Annotated in this window: 18 protein-coding genes, 1 pseudogene and 1 riboswitch; of the genes and pseudogenes, 15 read left to right on the top strand and 4 right to left on the bottom strand. The window is 40.4% G+C overall.

Translation table 11 applies throughout. The features are described 5' to 3' along the window. Positions 1–795, bottom strand: a 795-nt coding sequence (locus ACTU7M_RS11320; RefSeq protein ID WP_443474505.1) for a transposase, incomplete at its 3' end; no start/stop codon positions are given. Positions 796–1,049: 254 nt separating this feature from the next. Between ACTU7M_RS11320 and ACTU7M_RS11315 the strand changes: the two genes are divergently transcribed. Beyond that, positions 1,050–1,994, top strand: coding sequence for a magnesium transporter CorA family protein (locus tag ACTU7M_RS11315; protein WP_443474504.1), 945 nt, complete (start codon positions 1,050–1,052; stop codon positions 1,992–1,994). Positions 1,995–2,037: 43 nt separating this feature from the next. Here ACTU7M_RS11315 and ACTU7M_RS11310 read toward each other — a convergent pair whose 3' ends face one another. After that, positions 2,038–2,664, bottom strand: coding sequence for a glycosyltransferase family 32 protein (locus ACTU7M_RS11310; RefSeq protein ID WP_443474503.1), 627 nt, complete (start codon positions 2,662–2,664; stop codon positions 2,038–2,040). A 130-nt stretch (positions 2,665–2,794) separates the two neighbouring features. Then, positions 2,795–2,944, top strand: a riboswitch (Lysine riboswitch). A gap of 80 nt (positions 2,945–3,024) precedes the next feature. Here ACTU7M_RS11310 and ACTU7M_RS11305 point away from each other — a divergent pair. Beyond that, positions 3,025–4,637: pseudogene (locus ACTU7M_RS11305) on the top strand (ABC transporter substrate-binding protein/permease). Further along, positions 4,638–5,381, top strand: coding sequence for an amino acid ABC transporter ATP-binding protein (locus tag ACTU7M_RS11300; RefSeq protein WP_443474502.1), 744 nt, complete (start codon positions 4,638–4,640; stop codon positions 5,379–5,381). Between the two features lie 38 nt (positions 5,382–5,419). Here the strand turns inward: ACTU7M_RS11300 and nth are convergent, their stop codons facing one another. Continuing rightward, on the bottom strand, positions 5,420–6,025 hold the full coding sequence (gene nth / locus ACTU7M_RS11295) for an endonuclease III (protein WP_443474501.1): 606 nt from the start codon (positions 6,023–6,025) through the stop codon (positions 5,420–5,422). Between the two features lie 70 nt (positions 6,026–6,095). Between nth and ACTU7M_RS11290 the strand changes: the two genes are divergently transcribed. After that, the gene (locus ACTU7M_RS11290) at positions 6,096–7,025 is read left to right on the top strand and encodes a DMT family transporter (protein WP_443474500.1); all 930 of its coding nucleotides are present in this window, start codon (positions 6,096–6,098) and stop codon (positions 7,023–7,025) included. Between the two features lie 68 nt (positions 7,026–7,093). On the opposite strand, the gene ACTU7M_RS11285 is transcribed toward ACTU7M_RS11290, so the two are convergent. After that, complete coding sequence (locus ACTU7M_RS11285; protein ID WP_443474499.1) at positions 7,094–7,435, bottom strand: metal-sulfur cluster assembly factor; 342 nt, start codon at positions 7,433–7,435, stop codon at positions 7,094–7,096. A 189-nt stretch (positions 7,436–7,624) separates the two neighbouring features. On the opposite strand from ACTU7M_RS11285, the gene ilvD reads away from it, so the two are divergent. The 11 genes from ilvD (at position 7,625) to ACTU7M_RS11230 (ending at position 19,073) form a co-directional block, all read left to right on the top strand. Then, positions 7,625–9,337, top strand: coding sequence for a dihydroxy-acid dehydratase (gene ilvD / locus ACTU7M_RS11280; protein ID WP_443474498.1), 1,713 nt, complete (start codon positions 7,625–7,627; stop codon positions 9,335–9,337). A 375-nt stretch (positions 9,338–9,712) separates the two neighbouring features. Then, the gene (gene ilvB, locus ACTU7M_RS11275) at positions 9,713–11,446 is read left to right on the top strand and encodes a biosynthetic-type acetolactate synthase large subunit (protein ID WP_443474497.1); all 1,734 of its coding nucleotides are present in this window, start codon (positions 9,713–9,715) and stop codon (positions 11,444–11,446) included. Further along, positions 11,434–11,919 carry an acetolactate synthase small subunit gene (gene ilvN, locus ACTU7M_RS11270; RefSeq protein WP_443474496.1) on the top strand — a complete coding sequence of 162 codons (486 nt, stop codon included), beginning with the start codon at positions 11,434–11,436 and terminating at the stop codon, positions 11,917–11,919. The genes ilvB and ilvN overlap by 13 nt, the downstream gene beginning before the upstream one ends. A 48-nt stretch (positions 11,920–11,967) precedes the next feature. After that, positions 11,968–12,969 carry a ketol-acid reductoisomerase gene (gene ilvC, locus ACTU7M_RS11265; protein ID WP_443474495.1) on the top strand — a complete coding sequence of 334 codons (1,002 nt, stop codon included), beginning with the start codon at positions 11,968–11,970 and terminating at the stop codon, positions 12,967–12,969. Between the two features lie 10 nt (positions 12,970–12,979). After that, complete coding sequence (locus tag ACTU7M_RS11260) at positions 12,980–13,777, top strand: ABC transporter ATP-binding protein (protein WP_443474506.1); 798 nt, start codon at positions 12,980–12,982, stop codon at positions 13,775–13,777. A 175-nt stretch (positions 13,778–13,952) separates the two neighbouring features. After that, positions 13,953–14,969, top strand: a complete 1,017-nt coding sequence (ilvA, locus tag ACTU7M_RS11255; RefSeq protein ID WP_443474494.1) for a threonine ammonia-lyase — start codon at positions 13,953–13,955, stop codon at positions 14,967–14,969. 25 nt (positions 14,970–14,994) lie between these two features. Next, positions 14,995–15,375, top strand: coding sequence for a RidA family protein (locus ACTU7M_RS11250; protein WP_443474493.1), 381 nt, complete (start codon positions 14,995–14,997; stop codon positions 15,373–15,375). A gap of 246 nt (positions 15,376–15,621) precedes the next feature. Beyond that, positions 15,622–16,446: an aldo/keto reductase family protein gene (locus tag ACTU7M_RS11245; protein WP_443474492.1), complete on the top strand. Its 825-nt coding sequence runs from the start codon at positions 15,622–15,624 to the stop codon at positions 16,444–16,446. Positions 16,447–16,467: 21 nt separating this feature from the next. Further along, positions 16,468–16,971: a cupin domain-containing protein gene (locus tag ACTU7M_RS11240; protein ID WP_443474491.1), complete on the top strand. Its 504-nt coding sequence runs from the start codon at positions 16,468–16,470 to the stop codon at positions 16,969–16,971. Between the two features lie 108 nt (positions 16,972–17,079). Beyond that, a complete protein-coding gene (locus ACTU7M_RS11235) occupies positions 17,080–18,084 on the top strand; it encodes an ornithine cyclodeaminase family protein (RefSeq protein WP_443474490.1) in 1,005 nt (334 codons plus the stop codon). A gap of 53 nt (positions 18,085–18,137) precedes the next feature. Continuing rightward, the gene (locus ACTU7M_RS11230; RefSeq protein WP_443474489.1) at positions 18,138–19,073 is read left to right on the top strand and encodes a TIGR01212 family radical SAM protein; all 936 of its coding nucleotides are present in this window, start codon (positions 18,138–18,140) and stop codon (positions 19,071–19,073) included. The last annotated feature ends 133 nt before the right edge of the window (positions 19,074–19,206 follow it).

The raw sequence follows: 19,206 nt of genomic DNA, 5'->3' as shown, positions 1-19,206 counted from the left end.
AAAGTTTTTGGTTGTCTTATGCAGGGCATCCTGCAGCTGGCGGGCGCTCTTGGTGCGGACGAAGTTTTTGGCTTTTTGGTATTTCTTCCACTGGCGCGAGCCTTTCTTGCACTTCGACTGCAGCCCTTGCAGTTCAGCCAGCTTCTTGTTGCGCAATTGGTGGATACTGCGTGCCTTGCGTCTGCTAATCAGGACGGAAGAACCGTCTTCCGCAAAGGAAGCAATACTGTGGATTTCGCCCAAGTCAACAGAAGCCGCCTGTTGTTGCCCCAAGGGCGGATTTTCTAACCCATCGTCGTAAGTAACGGACAAATAATAATGGGTGTCGTGGCATAACTCCACTTCCTTGATGGTTTCGACAGGAATGCCGTCTAATCCGGATACCCGCAACTTCAGTGGCGGTTGGCGTTTGCCGTTGCGGATGCCCAATGAAAGGGTGACGACATTAACTTCTATGGAAAAAGCCTGTCCGACCCATTTGGTGTTGAAGAAAAACTTCTCCTTGTAGGGGTAACGGACATCCTTGCGCCCTGCGGTTTTGGCTTCCTTCGCCGCCAGACGGGCGTTCAGGTATTTGTGGGCGACGGCTTGGATGCTTTGACTATGCAATGCGACCGTTTGCTTGGTTTCGATTTGCAGTTGCGTCTTGCCTATCCACTTGCCGGTGGCAAGATGATGTGCCTTGGACTTCCGCAAGCACAGGTTCCACACTTCAGCGGAAGCTTTGTTGCAGGTATCCAATGCCGGTTTCAGCTTCGCTTGATTTCGAATCAACAATCGTTTTCCGTGGTACATAAAATTTCCTCCTTCCTTGATTATAAGGATATTATATAACATGCCTTCGTCTTAAATCGATTTTTATTGACGTAAATAGGAACTATTGTTCCCCATTGGGGGAACCGAAATTCAGCTCCCGCTTTCACTGGTGCCACGCACCCAAACGTTTAGAAGCGGGAGACTTCTTTCGGAAGCCGTTAAAAGTACCTGTCATGAGACGGGTACTTTTTTGTGATATACTCAAAGCAAATAACAATGATAGGGTGGGAATCATGAAGAGTTTTATTATTGGAGAAGACAATCTTTACCAAGAAATTTCAGATTATAAAAATGCTCAATGGTTGCATTTTGAAAGCCCCCTTGAGGATGAAATCCATTTTTTAACTGATGAGTTGGGTATACCTCAAGATTTCATAACAGATGCGTTTGATTATTATGAAGTACCTCGCCAAGAAGTAGCAGAGACGAAGTTTGGTGATAAGATTTTATTATTATTAGTTTTGTATCCTCACACCAAAGAAGCATTTGATACCTACCGTTCATACGAGACTTTACCGTTAGCCATTATTCTTATCCATAACAAAATCATAACGGTTTGTTCAAGTGATGTTCCTTTCTTGGAGAGGGTTTACACTAACCAGTTAGACAAAGATTGGTACGGCTCACATATTGTTTTGGATATATTATGGGAATTGACTGATTCCTACTTGGAAAAAATATCCGATATTGATAAAACGATTGATGACATGGAACAAAATATCGTTGATACGACTAGGAATGAAGCATTTTACAAGTTGATTGCTATACACAAGAACCTGGTTTACTTTGAAACAGGAATTTTGGAGAACCATCGTATCATAAAAAATTTAATGGATCGTGACATTTATTCAGAGGATGCCAAGGGTAAAACATTATTGCATGATATCAAGGTCATCTCACATCAAGCTTCAATAATGGTTAAAGAATCAGCGGAAATGATCGATCACTTAAGTGAAGTCTTTTCCAGTGTTATTTCAAACAACCTGAATAATATTATGAAGTTTTTGACTTCATTTAGTATTGTATTGACGATACCAACCATTATTGGATCTTTCTGGGGAATGAATGTATTTTTGCCCATTGAGAAACATCCATTAGCATTTATTTTTTTGATTGGCCTATCAATTTTAATCAGTGTTGTTACTTTCCTTTGGTTGAAGCGAAAAGATTATATGTAAAGAAAAAGCTATGCTGCCCCATTTTTGGGACAACATAGCTTTTTTACAACCAGGAACCAGAATAATGATGAATGGCATAAGTGTCTTTAGTATCGTTGATTTCTCGGGTCCAATAACTCTTTGGCGAAAAATAAACACGGGGATAAATAGCAACATTCATAATTTCCTGGTATTCATTATTTAATTCCAAACCGTTCTCCTGAAAAATTTCGGTGATCCGATTAACGTTTGTTTTTTCATCTAGGGTTCCATCGGGATTCTTAAAATGTCGATTCTCATAATCAGAAAAAAGAAGCTCAAAAGTAGGGTGGTGGGGAACGGTTGCAATTAAGGCAGTAGAAATTGTTGTCTCAATTTCGAATCCCATAAAAGCATCATGCTTCAGAAGTGGGTCAAGAGGTTTAATAACTTCGACATCTGTATCCATATAAATGCCACCGTATTCTTTCAGTGCATATAGACGTGCCACATCCGAAACAAAAGCCCATTTACCTTCTAAATATGCCTCTTTTACATAGTCCCCCATGTTATGTACATCAAAAGTATCTTCATTCCAGATTATTATTTCATAATCAGGACAGTACTTTTTCCATGTAGCCATCATTTCTTTGGTTTGCTCACCCATCTGGTTGCCTCCAAACCAACAGTAATGGATAATTTTTGGTATCATAGCATATCCCTCCATCTCGTGATTTTATTATAATGGAAGGTAGGCTAATTAATCAATTATTAGAATTAAATGATACGATTAGTTGACATTAAAAATAATTTACGCTATAGTTACTGGCATAACAAAGAACAATATGAACTAGAGGTCGCGAAAACCATCAGTAGGTCACGAAAGGGGAATTCGCCGAAGTATCTTAGTAAGATGCTGGGGTCATGCTGAATAAGTATGATACTGTCAGAATATAATGCCCAATTATATTCATCGATGCGCTGTTCATATTGGGGCAAAAGGACGGTAAACCGTGAGCCTTTTGCTCACGGTTTTTTTGTTTGTATTTTTTATAAGAGGAGCGGAATAACAATGAAAAAAGGATTAAGATTATTAAGTTTAGTATTTGGTTCAGCATTGGTGTTAGCTGCATGTGGCTCTGAAGGAAATGAAACAACGTCCGAAGGCACCGAAAATGAGCAATTTGTAGTAGGCATGGAAGCTGCGTATGCCCCTTATAACTGGACCCAGACAGGCGACGCTAATGGCGCTGTCCAAATATCAGATTCCCAAGAATATGCTGGGGGATATGATGTTGAAATCGCCAAAAAAATTGCCGATGGCCTCGGTCAGGAACTCGTTATCGTAAAAACGGAATGGGACGGTTTGGTGCCAGCACTTCAATCGAAAAAAATTGATGTAATTATTGCCGGAATGTCCCCTACAGAAGAAAGAAAACAGACAATCGACTTTAGTATCCCTTATTTGGAATCGCAATTGGTAATGGTGGTTGCAGCCGATGGGGATTATGTAGATGCTACATCATTGGCTGATTTTTCTGGGGCGCAAATAACAGCCCAGTTGAACACGTTCCACTATAATATGATTGATCAGATTGAAGGTGTTGAAAAACAATCGGCGATGGAGAATTTTTCTGCTATGCGGGTGGCATTGCAATCAGGTGTAATTGATGGTTATGTATCTGAACTACCAGAAGCAATCAGTGCTTCCAATGCAAACGAAGATTTTACCTATATTGAATTTGAAGATGGTTTTGAAACGAATCCGGAAGATACAACAATTGCAATCGGGGTTCGAAAAGACGAAGCCCAATTAGAAGAAATAAATAGTATTTTGGCAACAATTTCTGCAGAAGAGCAACAAAGCCTGATGGAAGAAGCAATCTTGAATCAACCGGCTGCGCAGTAAGATATGGGAGTGAAAAATTAGTGGGCCATTTATGGGACATATTTATAAATAATGCGCCTCTTTTTCTAAGAGGAGCCTGGGTGACGATTTACATTTCAATGATCGGAACCGTAATTGGAGTAGTAATTGGAATGGTACTGGGTATCGTCCGTACAATACCGCAACCTGATAAAGGAATTAAACGTTACTTTTTAAAGTTGATACATTTTATATCAACGTGTTATATTGAGCTTTTCCGTGGAACACCAATGATTGTTCAGGCAATGGTCATTTATTATGGATCTGCTTTAGTATTCGGTTGGGACCTTAATCGTACAAGTGCAGCGATTTTCATTGTTTCAATCAATACAGGTGCTTACATGACTGAAATAGTACGTGGAGGTATTGTCTCAATCGATAAAGGTCAATTTGAAGGAGCAGCTGCTATTGGCATGTCCCATTGGCAAACTATGCGTGTTGTGGTTATTCCCCAAGTATGGCGAAATGTCTTGCCGGCAACAGGCAATGAATTCGTAATCAATATTAAGGACACTTCTGTCTTGAACGTTATCTCTGTTACAGAGTTATTCTTTCAAACTAAAACAGTTGCGGGAATCAATTTTGACTACTTTGGTCCTTACACGGTGGCAAGTATTATGTATTTGATTATGACTCTGACTATTACCCGTATCTTGCGCCGCTTTGAGCGTAAACTTGATGGGGCAGAGAATTACCAACTCGTGGGTGGTAATCCAAACCAAATCCAGTCTCCTAAACAAAATAAGGGGGTGGGCTGATTGGGAACAGTCTTAAGCATCAAGAATCTCAGCAAAAAATTCGGTGACCGAGAAGTTTTAAAAGACATCAGTTTTGACGTACAAGAAGGAAAGGTAATCTGCTTGATCGGTTCATCTGGTTCCGGTAAATCAACGTTACTGCGTTGTTTAAATCTGTTGGAAAAACCTACAACTGGAGAAATTCATTATCGGGATCAAAACGTGTTGGATCCAAGTCTGAACCTGTTCCATTATCGTTCTAAAGTCGGCATGGTATTCCAGCAATTCAATTTATTCAACAATCTGGATGTTTTAACAAATTGTACAACCGGCCAAATCAACGTTTTAAAAACAGATAAGGAAGAGGCAAAGAAACGAGCTATTCATTTCTTGGAAGAAGTTGGTATGGAATCCTATATTCATGCCCGACCGGCTCAATTATCGGGTGGTCAAAAACAGCGGGTTGCGATTGCACGGGCGTTGGCAATGGAACCAGACTTACTGTTGTTTGATGAACCAACATCTGCCCTGGACCCAGAAACGGTCGGGGAAGTGTTGCGGGTCATGAATCAATTGGCTGATAGCGGATTGACGATGGTTGTTGTGACCCACGAGATGCAGTTCGCACGTGAAGTTGCCGACCATGTCATCTTTATGGACCAGGGTGTCATTGCCGAAGAAGGATCACCAGATGATATTTTCAATAACCCTAAAGAAGAACGAACAAAAAATTTCTTAAGTCGGGTATTGGCAGAACACAGATAATTTTAAAAAACTTCCCAGAAATCATTCTGGGAAGTTTTTTAATGCAAATATTCGTGGCATTTTGGGTTACGGGGCGAGCAAATGTTGCGCCCAAAAAAGATAATGGAATGATGGGCCTGGTTCCACAACTCTTTTGGCAAAATATCTGTCACTATTTTTTCGATTTCAAGTGGTGTGGCATTTTGCGGAACGATATCATGATGCTTGCAAACCCTCGAAACATGTGTGTCCACAGGAAAGGCGGGTATCCCAAAACCAACGCTCAGTATTACATTGGCTGTTTTTCTGCCCACCCCGGCCAAGGATTCCAAATCTTTGCGATTATTTGGTACTTCACCGTTAAAATGAGCCATTAACTGGTTGCTGCATGTATAGATATGTTTGGCCTTATTGCGGTACAAACCGATGGATTTAATATAAGGTTCTATTTCTGCTGGAGAAGAATTGGCGAAAGCAGTGGGGGTTGGAAAACGTTCAAACAGTGCCCCGGTCACCTTATTCACAGCGATATCTGTCGTTTGAGCGCTCAACATAACGGCGATTAAAAGCTCGAAATTATTAGAATAATTCAGGATTGTTTTTACATCGGGATAAATGGCAATAATTTGTTCCAATATATCACGAGATTTTTCTTTAGAATTCATGAAATCCCCCTTGTCAAATTACTAAAATAATTATACCATAGGACAGTTATTTTATTAGTGAGGTGGAAAATTGAATAATCGAATTAAAGGTATTTTACTGGCCGCTTTTGGCGGAAGCATGTGGGGGATTTCAGGTATTTTTGCGCAATCTCTCTTTACCCAATATACTGTGTCTTCTGAATGGTTGGTAGGCACACGCCTGTTATTTTCCGGAATTATGATTTTAGCCTATAGTCATTTTATCCAAAAGGAAAATATTTTGATGCCATTTTCTAAATGGCAAACGACTCTAAAGTTATTGTTCTTTTCTTTATTTGGCATGATTGGAGTTCAATATTTGTTTTATAAAGGGATAGAGTTATCAAACGCATCTACTGCGACAATATTGCAATTTTCTGCGCCGATATTTGTTTATGCTTATATGGTTTTTACGGGTGAAAAACAAGCTGCGATAAAAGAAATAATACTGGTTTTTCTCACTTTCTTTGGTGTTTTGTTAATTGTTACGAATGGTGACTTAAACAAAATGAGCATATCTCCAATGGGATTAATAATTGGAATTGGCTCAGCACTGGCAGTGACATTCTACTCCATCCAGCCACGTTCGTTACTGGAAGAATTTGGATCGACAGTCATCGTGGGTTGGGGTATGGTATTTGGTGGCGTATTGTTTCAGTTTGTTCATCCCGTTTGGCAGCCTGGATTCCAGGTTACGATACATAGTATCATTTTATTATTATTAATTATAGTTTTTGGTACATCTTTGAGTTTTATCGCCTATTTTGCTAGCTTACGCTACATTTCTCCTTCATTAGCAAGTATCATGACGGCTTTAGAGCCGCTTTTAGCTGCAGTTCTTTCTGTTGTTGTCTTTAAGCAAGTCTTTGGCATATTTGAAATGCTCGGCATAGCGATCGTGATGTTGGCTGTTCTAGTACTTGCTACTTCGAAGGAACCAGATAGTCTGGATATTCCTTTACAATTCAATGAAAATAATTAAACTGAACGTTTATAAGCCTACCTCCCCATAACGGGGGTTAGGCTTTTTTTGATATTTATTTCAAGTCTCTAGTTTGGATTCACACCCAATGCAATTCTTCCAAAACGACTAATTCGAGTCATTTTCCATGCTGGTGACCACACGATTTCAACAGTCACATTCATAATACCGGCAATTTGCATAAGTTTTTCGGAAATTTCACCTGGTACTGTTTCAACACATTCGCATCCAATGCCAGTAAAAGTCAGCACAACGGTGCAATGCTCTTGTGCATCCAAGTTAATCTCATATATAAGGCCAAGATTATAAATATCTAAACCAATTTCCGAATCATGAATGGATTCAAGTTTTTTCACTAATTGATCCGCCAAATGTGCAGCTCGGTCATTTAACTTTATATCATCTCTCATAAAATACTTCCTTTCAGCAATCATACAGCTCAATATCCCTATTTTTCCATGAAAAACTAATATTTTCAAGTTGTTTTTAATAATATTTTAATTTTTCTATAGAATATTTAATTATTTCTGCTAGAATAACATTATTAAATTCCAAAACTTTAATATTATTATAACCGGTTATGAAAAGGGGAAATAAAAATGACATCGGAACAACCAAAAAAGGATATCCGCATCAGAAGTCAAGTTTATGACAGTATGGTAAAATCACCAAATCGTGCCATGCTACGCGCAACGGGCATGGGAGATGAAGAATTTAAACAACCTATTGTCGGAGTAATTAGTACCTGGGCTGAAAACACCCCATGCAATATGCATTTGCATGATTTAGGAAGGGTGGCTAAAAAAGGGATTACCTCTTCAGGTGCTTGGCCTGTACAATTTGGGACAATAACTGTTGCAGATGGAATTGCAATGGGGACGCCTGGAATGCGTTATTCCTTACCGTCACGAGATATTATTGCCGACTCAGTTGAGACAGCAATTGCAGGACAAAATTGTGATGCATTTGTAGCAATTGGCGGATGTGATAAAAATATGCCTGGCTGTATGATTGCAATTGCAAATACAGAAATACCTGCAATTTTTGTCTATGGAGGTACGATTGCGCCTGGAAAATTAGATGGAAAAGATATCGATTTAGTCTCTGTTTTTGAGGCAATCGGAAAATGGAATCATAACGATATGACTGCAGAAGAGGTTCGCCGAATCGAGTGTAATGCCTGTCCCGGACCAGGTGGCTGTGGTGGTATGTACACTGCGAATACGATGGCATCGGCTATTGAAGCGATGGGAATGAGTCTTCCAGGCTCATCCTCGAACCCTGCAACTACAGAAGCCAAATTGCGCGATGTAGAAGAAGCCGGCAAAGCGGTTTTGAACTTGTTGGAGAAAGGAATCTACCCGAAAGATATTATGACACGTAAAGCTTTCGAAAATGCCATTACGGTCGTAATGGCTCTTGGAGGATCGACTAATGCCATTTTGCATTTGATGGCAATGGCTCACGCAGCTAATGTTGACTTGACTTTGGATGATTTCAACGATTTCCAGGAAAAAGTTCCTCATTTAGCGGACTTAAAACCAAGTGGACAATATGTCTTCCAAGATTTATATGAAGTTGGTGGAGTCTCAGCGGTAATGAAATATTTATATGAGAATGGTTATATTCATGGAGATTGCCTGACTGTTACCGGAAAAACAATAGCTGAGAATTTAGCAGAGGTTGACTCACTCAAAGAAGGTCAAAAAGTAATCATGCCGTTGGAAAATCCTAAGCGTAAAGACGGGCCGTTGATTGTTCTACATGGAAACTTAGCACCAGAAGGAGCTGTTGCGAAAGTATCCGGGGTGAAGGTTCGTCGCCATGAGGGACCTGCCAAAGTATTCAATACTGAAGAAGAAGCTGTAGCTGCTGTAATGGCAGACGAGGTAGTGGATGGAGACGTTGTTGTAGTTCGGTTTGTAGGACCTAAAGGCGGACCGGGTATGCCTGAAATGCTGTCATTATCCAGTATCATTGTTGGTAAAGGCCAAGGTGAAACAGTTGCATTGTTAACTGATGGACGCTTCTCGGGAGGAACGTACGGACTTGTGGTGGGTCATATTGCACCGGAAGCCCAAGACGGTGGACCGATTGCGTTACTCCAAACTGGGGATAGTGTTATTATCGATCAAGACACCAAAGAATTGACTATGAAGGTAAGTGATGAGGAATTAACTAAACGACGCGAAAAAGTTGTTATTCCACCACTGCATACACGCGGGGCATTAGGTAAATACGCACATCTTGTTTCAAGTGCTTCCGAAGGTGCAATAACCGATTTTTGGAATAAATCTGAAAATAAACGTTGACTCTGACGTTTAATTAGATTATCATTATAGCAACATTAAAAATAAATTAGACTCAAGGAGCGAATTTTCATGATGGGATACAATTTTTCAACTCAAAACTTATTAGTCAGCGTCATTAGATAGTGTTTGTATCTTTTTTTAGTAGATACAAACACTTTGAACGAAAGTTTGTATCTATTGAGTGCTGATTAATTTCCATGCCTGAATAGATGATATAAATCTAATCAGGCGAACGGTATCATCATCATCCTAAGTTTATGACTTAAAAGGACCTGTTGGATTTATTATAAATCCAACAGGTCCTTTTTAATTTAATGTAACCCCATATTACGGATGAAAATAAACGAGTAGTAGTAAAAACAAGGAGGCAGAAACATGCAAACAGAAGCGGTTAGCCCAAACAAAAGAAAGAAAAATGGCGCAGATTTATTTGTCCAAACGTTAGTCGATGCGGGAGTAGAAGTAGTCTTCGGTTATCCGGGAGGTTCGGTATTACCTATTTATGACGCTCTTCATCGGCAAAAACCAGATTTCAAACATATCATGTGTCGTCATGAGCAAGGGTTGATACACGGCGCGGAAGGGTATGCCCGGGTTACGGGAAAACCAGGTGTAGTCATTGCCACTTCTGGTCCAGGCGGGACAAACCTGTTAACCGGTATCGCGGATGCGATGATTGATTCATTACCTATCGTCATCTTTACTGGACAGGTATCCTCTGCACTTATTGGGTCTGATGCTTTCCAGGAAGCGGATTTAATTGGTTTAACGACACCAATCACGAAACATAATTATCAAGTTAAGGATTTGAAAGATTTGCCCCGGATTGTAAAAGAGGCATTTCACATTGCAACCACAGGAAGAAAAGGTCCTGTAGTAGTGGATTTACCAAAAAATATTTCAGAAGCTATTTCTAATGGCGAAATATACGAATCAGATTTTTATTTGCCTGGTTACCAGCCATCCATCTATCCCAATCAATTACAAATTCAAAGGTTATTGGCAGCATTAGCTCATGCAGAGCGTCCTTTGTTACTTGTGGGAGCTGGCGTTAAATTTGCCGATGCCAGCAATGAATTAAAAGCTTTTGCAGAAAAGTATAACTTACCTGTCGTAACAACATTACAAGGACTGGGTGCTTTTCCTGAAACGCATATCCAATCATTGGGAATGGGTGGTATGCATGGTAGCTATGCGGCTAACATAGCCATTCAGGAATGCGATTTACTGATTAATATCGGTTCACGTTTTGATGATCGCCTAACTGGCAATTTGGATAAATTTGCACCCCATGCCACAGTCGCACATATAGACGTGGACTCTGCAGAAATCGGTAAAAACATTACAACGAAATACCCAATTGTTGCAGATGCAAAAGAGGCGCTGTTGAAATTGCTGGAAGGAGAAGTTGAGCAAACAGATATTAGTGATTGGGCCGAAATGACTCAAACAAACAAAACAAATTACCCGTTATGGTACCAAAGAAACAGTGAAACTATCTCACCGCAATGGCTAATCGAAGAGATTTATCATGCTACCAATGGTGATGCTATTGTAGTAACAGATGTTGGACAACACCAAATGTGGGCAGGACAATTTTATAAATACGACAAACCACATAATTTTGTTACGTCTGGTGGGTTGGGAACAATGGGATTTGGACTTCCTGCTGCTATCGGAGCCCAAGTCGGACGCCCTAACGAGACGGTTATTGCTTTGCTAGGTGATGGCGGTATTCAGATGACGAGTCAGGAATTGGCAACTATCAGGGATTACAACTTACCTGTTAAAGTTATCATCGTTAATAATGAGGCTTTGGGAATGGTTCGCCAATGGCAAGAAATCATTTATGAAGAGCGCTATTCCGAATCACTTTTGACGAATGGCCGGAATCCTGACTTCGTGAAGTTGGCTGATAGCTATGGTATTAAAGGATATCGCGTTTCGAAAGAATCAGAAGTTCCATCCCTCATCAAAGAGGCACTGGCATTTGATGGACCTATCTTGATTGATGCGCGTGTTACGCATAAAGAAAAAGTCTTTCCGATGGTACCTGCTGGCAAAGGGAATGATGAAATGATAGGAGTGAAGCCACCATGCGAAGAATAATTACAGCAACAGTAAAAGATTCCAGTGGCGTTTTAAACCGAGTAACAGGCTTGCTTTCTAAGAGAGGCTTCAACATCTCCAGCATCACTGTGGGGGCTTCAGAAATGCCATATATTTCCAAAATGACATTCGAAGTGGATATCAATACACCTGTACAGGCAGAACAGATCATCAAACAATTGAATAAACAAATCGATGTTATCAAAGTAATGGATATCACGGATTTACAAATCGTGGCTCGGGAATTAGCTTTAATAAAAATAGCGACAAACCCGACGAATAGACACGAAATATATGGGATTATCAATCCTTTCCGCGCTCGTGTGCTTGATGTAGCAAAAAATTCAATCACAATCGAAGCTACAGGAAAAACCGATAAAGTCGATGCTATCATTGACCTCTTATCACCATACGGCATCAAAGAATTATCACGCACCGGCATCACTGCTTTTCCGCGAGGACGGAATAAATAAGCATTTGCATATACAAAGCATTAAATAAAAGAAAAGAGGAATTGGAAAATGGCACAAGTATTTTATGACAAAGACGTAGATCAAACATTATTGGAAGGTAAAACAATCGCAATTATTGGTTATGGTTCCCAAGGACATGCGCATGCGCAAAACCTACGCGATAGCGGGCACAAAGTTGTAGTTGGTTTACGTGAAGGTAAATCATTTGACCGTGCAAAAGAAGATGGTTTTGATGTGAAATCTGTAGCTGAAGCGACTAAAGAAGCTGACTTGGTAATGATTTTGCTTCCAGACGAAAACCAAAAAGCGGTTTACGAAGCTGAAATTAAAGATAACTTGGAAGCAGGAAATGCTTTGGTATTCGCCCATGGCTTCAACATTCATTACGGCCAAATTGTTCCACCTGCTGACGTAGACGTGTTCTTGGTGGCACCAAAAGGACCTGGACATCTTGTACGTCGTACCTATGAAGAAGGAGCGGGTGTTCCAGCATTAGTAGGTGTTTACCAAGACGGTACTGGAAACGCTAAAGCGTTGGGTATGGCTTATGCAGGTGGTGTTGGTGGCGGACGCGCTGGTATTTTGGAAACTACTTTCCGTGAAGAAACAGAAACTGACCTGTTTGGTGAACAAGCTGTTCTTTGTGGTGGTGTATCCGGTTTGATCAAAGCAGGTTTTGAAGTGTTGACTGAGGCGGGTTACGCACCGGAAAGTGCTTATTTCGAAGTGTTGCATGAAATGAAACTTATCGTTGACTTAATCTATGAAGGCGGATTGGAAAACATGCGTTATTCTATTTCCGATACAGCTGAGTGGGGCGATTACGTTACAGCACCACGCATTATCACTGATCAAACAAAAGAAAATATGCGTGCGGTATTGAAAGATATTCAAACTGGTGAATTTGCCAAAGATTGGATTTTGGAAAACCAAGCTGGTCGTCCGAAATTCAACGCAATCAAACGTAATGAAACAGAGCACCCAATCACTGCCGTAGGTAAGGAATTGCGTGGCTTGATGCCATTTATCGGCGACTCTCTAGTAGATTAATTCAGTGCCTATGGAACCCTTGATTGCTTTAGAGCAGGTATATTGGACCAGACAAGGACAACCGATTTTGGAAGATATCAATTGGAAGATTAATCCCGGTGAACAATGGGCTATACTGGGCCTGAATGGCTCCGGGAAAACATCCATCTTGAACATCATTACCGGTTATAATTTCCCAACTTCAGGAAAAGTAAAAGTATTGGATACAGTCTTTGGCAAGGCAAGTATTCCCCAAATGCGGGAAAGAATCGGTTATATGAGCAGTGCTTTGGAAAAATTTGGTTCAACTTTCAATAAACAGACTACTAAAAACATTATTTTGAGTGGTAAATTTTCTACGGTAGGACTTTACGGGAACCAGGAAATCGTCTCATCGGATTGCAAACGAGTCGACGAGTTATTGGACAGCCTAGGCATTCTTTCTCTTCGTGGTAAAGCGTATCGAAACTTGTCCCAAGGAGAAAAACGACGGGTTTTGATCGCTAGGGCCTTAATGAGCAAGCCAGACTTATTGATTATGGATGAACCCTGTTCCGGTTTGGATATCTTGGCGCGAGAAGGAGTTTTGGCTATCATGGATACGATTACCAAAAACCATTGTCACCTTCTCTATGTTACCCATTATATTGAAGAAATTACCGATGCAATTTCCCATGTTTTGCTAGTAAAGGATGGACATGTCATTGCACAAGGAAAAAAAGAAAATATTCTGACCGATGAATTGTTGAGTAAAACATATAATATTCCTATCACTGTTCGTTGGGAAGCTAATCGTCCCTGGATTACCGTCAATCATAGTCTTAAATGAGGGTATTAAAATGAAAGTTTGTATCCGATGAGATGCTCGTTCATTTTAAAATCCCAATTGCCTACGTGTCATCAAAATGGGTAGATTTGCAGCAATATGAGACCTGTTTAGATTTGATACTAAATCTAAATAGGTCCTTTATTTTGGGAACGAAAAAGAAAAGGGGTAAATATGTATGGAAGAAAAATTAACGCTGGAAATGGTGCAGGACGCCTGGAAATATTTGAAAAAAGAATACGTAACCCATCGAACCCCCATGGTCACTTCCACGATGACAGATGACCGTGTTGACCGACATGTTTACTTTAAAATGGAAAATCAGCAAAAAACTGGGTCATTCAAACTACGGGGAGCTAGTTATAAAGTTCATAGCTTGACGACAGAAGAATTAAAACGAGGGGTCGTCAGTTCCAGTGCAGGCAACCATGCGCAAGGTGTTGCTATGGCAGCTTACCGTCTTGGCGAACGTGCAACAATCTTTATGCCAAAGACGACACCAGAGGCTAAAATAAACGCTGCCACGGGATATGGGGCAAAAGTTATTTTGGTCGGCGACTCCTATGAAGAGGCAGGCGATGCTGCGCAAAAATACCATGAAGAAAATAATGTTACTTATGTACATCCATACGACGATTTTTATGTCATGGCCGGACAAGGTACAATCGCTTTAGAGATGCTTGAGCAAGAGCCCGATTTAGATATGATTATTTGTCCAATCGGGGGTGGGGGCTTAATCAGTGGCGTTGCCCTTACTGCCAAGAAAATGAAACCGAGTATCAAAATAATTGGCGTGGAAGCGGCACAAGCTGCATCCATGCATCACGCCTTTAAAACAGGAGAGATTAAACGCTTAGAAACTGCCAATACGATTGCGGAAGGTATCGCTGTAAAAGAACCGGGGAAAAATACCTATGCGGTCGTTAAACAATATGTTGATGATATTGTAACGGTGACCGAAGAAGAAATTGCTGATGCGGTACTTTGGATGTTGGAACGTAACAAGACCTTAGTTGAAGGTGCAGGAGCTGCTTCTTTAGCAGCTTTACTAGCTCATAACGACTCTTTGCCAAAAGCTGATAAAATTGGCTTAATCGTTTCGGGCGGTAACATTGATTTAAGTGCCATGCCGATGATTCAAAGTGTTGCACGTGGGCTTAACAAAGCAGTAGAAGTTAAAAGTCGGCAGTATTAGTGTTAATTGAAAAGGAGTGAATTGTATGTATAAACTAGATGCCAATAATGCACCCGATGCATTAGGACCCTATTCCCATGCAATCGTGACTGGAGATCTCGTTTTTCTGTCGGGACAACTGGGCATGAATAAAGAGAAAGGTGCTTTAGCAGAAGGCGTCGAAGCGCAAACGGAACAAGCATTCAAAAATATCAAAGCTGTATTGGCAGAAGAAAACCTGACCTTGGAAGATGTCGTCAAGGTTACTGTGTTACTTACTGAAATTGAAGATTTCGCCAAAGTAAATCATGTGTATGCGAAGCACTTTAATGAACCTTACCCTGCAAGAAGCGCTTTTGCAGTGAAAGACCTTCCGGCAGGCGGCCTGGTCGAAATAGAAGTAATTGCGACTAAAGATAATAATTAAATGATGGCTATCCAAAGCGAGGCAGGGACAAAACCCCAGCCTCGCTTTTTCGGTCCAAAACTTCGGAACTAGGCGCCTTTTGACCTATTAATCTCAGTATGATTTTTATGATTTTGCGGGAACCGCTAAAGTTTACAGTTAGGCTACATGGCGAAATGATTTCTAGGTGAACTTTCTTGCGCAAAGAACAAAAAAGTCTATAATTAATATATAGCGTTTACATTATGAATAGAAAGAAGGAAAAACATGTCAATCTTAAATGAAACATATGAATTAGAAGGTGGAGTCTTGATTCCTAAAATAGCTTTGGGAACGTGGCAAATATCTACCCCGCAGGCTGTTCATCCAACTGAATTTGCATTAAAGAACGGGTATATCCATATCGATACGGCACATGGTTATGCGAATGCTAAAGGGATTAGAGAAGGAATCAAGGCAAGCCGTGTTAAACGCGAGGATATCTTTATTACTTCCAAAGTTCGGGGTGAGTCTAAGACTTATAATGAGGCCATGGCAAATATACATGACCAACTAGAAGACCTGGACACAGATTACCTTGACTTGATGTTAATTCATTGCCCAACCCCTTGGCGATTCTTCAACCATAAACCGACACGTCCCCATTTCTATAAAGAAAATATAGAAGTATGGCGTGCCATGTCTGAAGCAAAGGAACAAGGCCTTATTCGTGCGTTAGGGGTTTCTAACTTTAACGTAGATGATTTAGAGCATTTAATTGAAGCAACAGGGGTTAAACCTGCTGTTAACCAAATTAGATTCAGTATCGGCCATACGCAACCTGAAATTGTCGCATTTTGCCAGGAAAATGGCATCTTAGTTGAAGCTTATTCTTCATTAGGAACAGGAAGCTTGCTTAAGAACGAAGATATTCAAAAAATCGCTGATAAATACAACAAGACTGTTGCGCAAGTGGCATATCGTTATCCTGTCCAAAAAGGGATGGTTATCTTGCCTAAATCTGTTCATGATAAGTACATTTTGGAAAATGCCGATATTGATTTTGAAATTGAAGCGGAAGATATGGCTTTCCTTGATAGTTTGGATTTGTGATTTTTTGAAAGGAGCCAATTTATGTTAGTTGATACCCTCTACTTTGAAGAAAATTATCCTTTCCCCAATAACCATCTGCCATTATTGCATTACCAAGGCGCCTTGAAAGACGTGCTGGGAGACATTAGTGATAGCAGCGAAGTTCTTGATTTATTTGCAAACAATAAATATACCAATGGTTGGGTAAATGGCATATATAAGCGTCATCATTTCCATTCAAATGCTCATGAGGTACTCGGCTGTATCTCTGGAATAGCTGAAGTAGAATTTGGGGGACCACAAGGAAATGTCGTCACCTTTTCAAAAGGGGATGTGGTATTAATTCCGGCAGGTGTTTCACACAAATTATTAAAGCAAACGGATGACTTTAGTATTGTGGGTGCATACCCAGACAATCAAATTCATGATATGCAATATGGAGATGCTCCAAACTACGATTATATAAAAAATAATATAGAGCGTACTCCTTTACCCAAACTGGATCCGATTCAAGGAGAAACAGGAGCTGTCCGCGAGTACTGGTAAAAAAGTCATTAAAAATGTCCTAATTAAAAATCAGAGTTTCCTCACTTTATGATATGATGGAGTGAGGAATTTTTATGTTCACGATATTAAACGAAAAGGATGGATGAAATGGCCAAATTATTGAATGAGAGAACGATCAAAGACCTAATAACGATGTCTGAAGCCAACAAAATAGTAGAGAAGACCTTTCAAGGTTTTGGTAAAGAGACAGTTGTAAACCCTCCAAAGGTTACTTTAGATCTCGGAGAAACAGGTGGCTACCCATTCCATGAAGGATTTGTAAATGCAATGCCTGCCTATATCGGGGATACGGATATCGCCGGTTTAAAATGGGTGAGCGGAACAGCAGGAGAACGTAAAAAAGCAGGACTGCCATTTATTTCTGCCATTATTGTTTTAATGGATCCGAAAATGGGCGAATTTATCGCTGTTATGGAAGGCACGCATATCAGTAACCTCCGTACCGGTGCACAAACTGCTGTTTCCTTGAAATGCTTAGGTTTCAAAGACAAAGTAACGGTTGGTTTGTATGGCGCAGGCGAACAAGCGCGCTTCCAATTAGAAGCTATTTCGGATATGTTTGAGGTTACAGAATTACGGGTATGGAACCATCGTCGCTCGACTGCTGAAAACTTTGCTGAAGACATGGCTGAGTATGTTTCCGGTGATATTATCATTTGCAACCCTGAAGAAGGGGAAAAAGCAGCCCAGGCTGATATTTTAATTACTGTTACAAATGCCCAAGAACCTATTTTATTGAGAGAATGGATTAAACCAGGGACGGTTGTCTTTCCAATGGGCTCATTCCAGGAAATCGACGATGACTTAATTCTTTCTGCTGATAAAATTGTAGTAGACCATTCTTATCAAGCACTCAATCGTGGTGCTTTGAAACGCCTCCACGGAGAAGGAAAAGTCACAGAGAAAGATATTTTCACGACATTAGGAGAATTAGCCGTCGGTAAAAGCACGATGCCAGATTTCTCAGATGAGATTGTATTATGTATCCCTATCGGGACAGGTGCAATGGACGTGGCGGTCGCGGGAGCGGTTTACCAAAAAGCTTTGGAACGTGAAGTTGGCGATGAATATGCTTTTATTGAATATGAATAATTGTGATTACGTGTAGGTAAAGTCTATGTTATAATTTTCACGAGGTGGAAAATTTGGAAGCAGAGAATAAACGTTATCACACATGGAATTCACATTTAAAAAATCATTTTGGAGAAAAAGTATTCAAGGTTGCCTTGGATGGTGGATTTGATTGTCCAAACCGGGATGGTACAGTTGCACATGGTGGCTGCACATTTTGTACGGTATCCGGATCAGGAGATTTTGCTCAAAATCGCATAGATCCACTACCTGTTCAAATGCGTAAAGGCATTGATAGGATGCATGAGAAATGGCCAAACACAAAAAAATATATTGCTTATTTTCAAAACTTTACAAATACACATGCGCCCGTGGAGGTTCTTCGTCACCGTTATGAACAAGTCGTTAATGAAGAAGGTGTTGTTGGCATCATGATTGCGACTAGACCGGACTGTTTGCCTGATGAGACGATTGAATACTTGGCGGAATTGAACCAACGCTATTATATGTGGGTTGAATTGGGGCTGCAAACCATCCATGAAGAAACCAGCCGGATGATCAATCGAGCGCATGATTATCAAACGTATTTGGATGCAGTTGCTAAACTAAGAAAGCACAATATCCCCGTGTGTACGCATTTGATTAACGGATTACCGGGTGAAACGCATGAAATGATGATGGAAAGTGCCAAAAGAATGATTTTGGATTCCGACATTCAAGGTGTTAAACTTCACCTTCTGCATTTGATGAAGAATACAAAAATGATTCGGGATTACCACCATGGTCGTTTGCAATTTCTTGAAAAAGATGAATACGTGAACCTGGTATGTGACCAACTCGAGATTATTCCCAAAGATATCATTATTCACCGATTGACAGGGGATGCACCTCGCGAAACATTAATCGGTCCAATGTGGAGTCTGAAAAAATGGGAAGTTTTGAATGCGATTGACAATGAACTAGCGAAGCGCAATAGTTATCAAGGAATTAAAGATATTCGAATGAACTAATAAAAAAAGGTTCTATGTCAAATAGTGTTGGTGGACCAAATGAAAGTCAAAGCGAAGACTAACTCGCTTTGGCTTTTTCTTTTTCTTCTTGTCGGCGCTTTTCCTCCTTGTAATGGAGTGCCTTCGGCTCAAA

The sequence above is a fragment of the Jeotgalibaca sp. A122 genome (assembly GCF_052266715.1).
Taxonomy (GTDB): Bacteria; Bacillota; Bacilli; order Lactobacillales; family Aerococcaceae; genus Jeotgalibaca.
Note: the sequence above shows the minus strand (reverse complement) of the source record. Positions and strands in the feature narration are given on the sequence as shown.

What these genes read in the sequence shown, in the direction of transcription:
- ACTU7M_RS11315 (WP_443474504.1), top strand. Translation starts at nt 1,050, where the DNA reads ATGAAGAGTTTTATTATTGGAGAAGACAATCTTTACCAAGAAATTTCA.
- ACTU7M_RS11310 (WP_443474503.1), bottom strand. Translation starts at nt 2,664, where the DNA reads ATGATACCAAAAATTATCCATTACTGTTGGTTTGGAGGCAACCAGATG.
- nth (WP_443474501.1), bottom strand. Translation starts at nt 6,025, where the DNA reads ATGAATTCTAAAGAAAAATCTCGTGATATATTGGAACAAATTATTGCC.
- ACTU7M_RS11285 (WP_443474499.1), bottom strand. Translation starts at nt 7,435, where the DNA reads ATGAGAGATGATATAAAGTTAAATGACCGAGCTGCACATTTGGCGGAT.
- ilvD (WP_443474498.1), top strand. Translation starts at nt 7,625, where the DNA reads ATGACATCGGAACAACCAAAAAAGGATATCCGCATCAGAAGTCAAGTT.
- ilvB (WP_443474497.1), top strand. Translation starts at nt 9,713, where the DNA reads ATGCAAACAGAAGCGGTTAGCCCAAACAAAAGAAAGAAAAATGGCGCA.
- ilvN (WP_443474496.1), top strand. Translation starts at nt 11,434, where the DNA reads ATGCGAAGAATAATTACAGCAACAGTAAAAGATTCCAGTGGCGTTTTA.
- ilvC (WP_443474495.1), top strand. Translation starts at nt 11,968, where the DNA reads ATGGCACAAGTATTTTATGACAAAGACGTAGATCAAACATTATTGGAA.
- ACTU7M_RS11260 (WP_443474506.1), top strand. Translation starts at nt 12,980, where the DNA reads ATGGAACCCTTGATTGCTTTAGAGCAGGTATATTGGACCAGACAAGGA.
- ilvA (WP_443474494.1), top strand. Translation starts at nt 13,953, where the DNA reads ATGGAAGAAAAATTAACGCTGGAAATGGTGCAGGACGCCTGGAAATAT.
- ACTU7M_RS11250 (WP_443474493.1), top strand. Translation starts at nt 14,995, where the DNA reads ATGTATAAACTAGATGCCAATAATGCACCCGATGCATTAGGACCCTAT.
- ACTU7M_RS11245 (WP_443474492.1), top strand. Translation starts at nt 15,622, where the DNA reads ATGTCAATCTTAAATGAAACATATGAATTAGAAGGTGGAGTCTTGATT.
- ACTU7M_RS11240 (WP_443474491.1), top strand. Translation starts at nt 16,468, where the DNA reads ATGTTAGTTGATACCCTCTACTTTGAAGAAAATTATCCTTTCCCCAAT.
- ACTU7M_RS11235 (WP_443474490.1), top strand. Translation starts at nt 17,080, where the DNA reads ATGGCCAAATTATTGAATGAGAGAACGATCAAAGACCTAATAACGATG.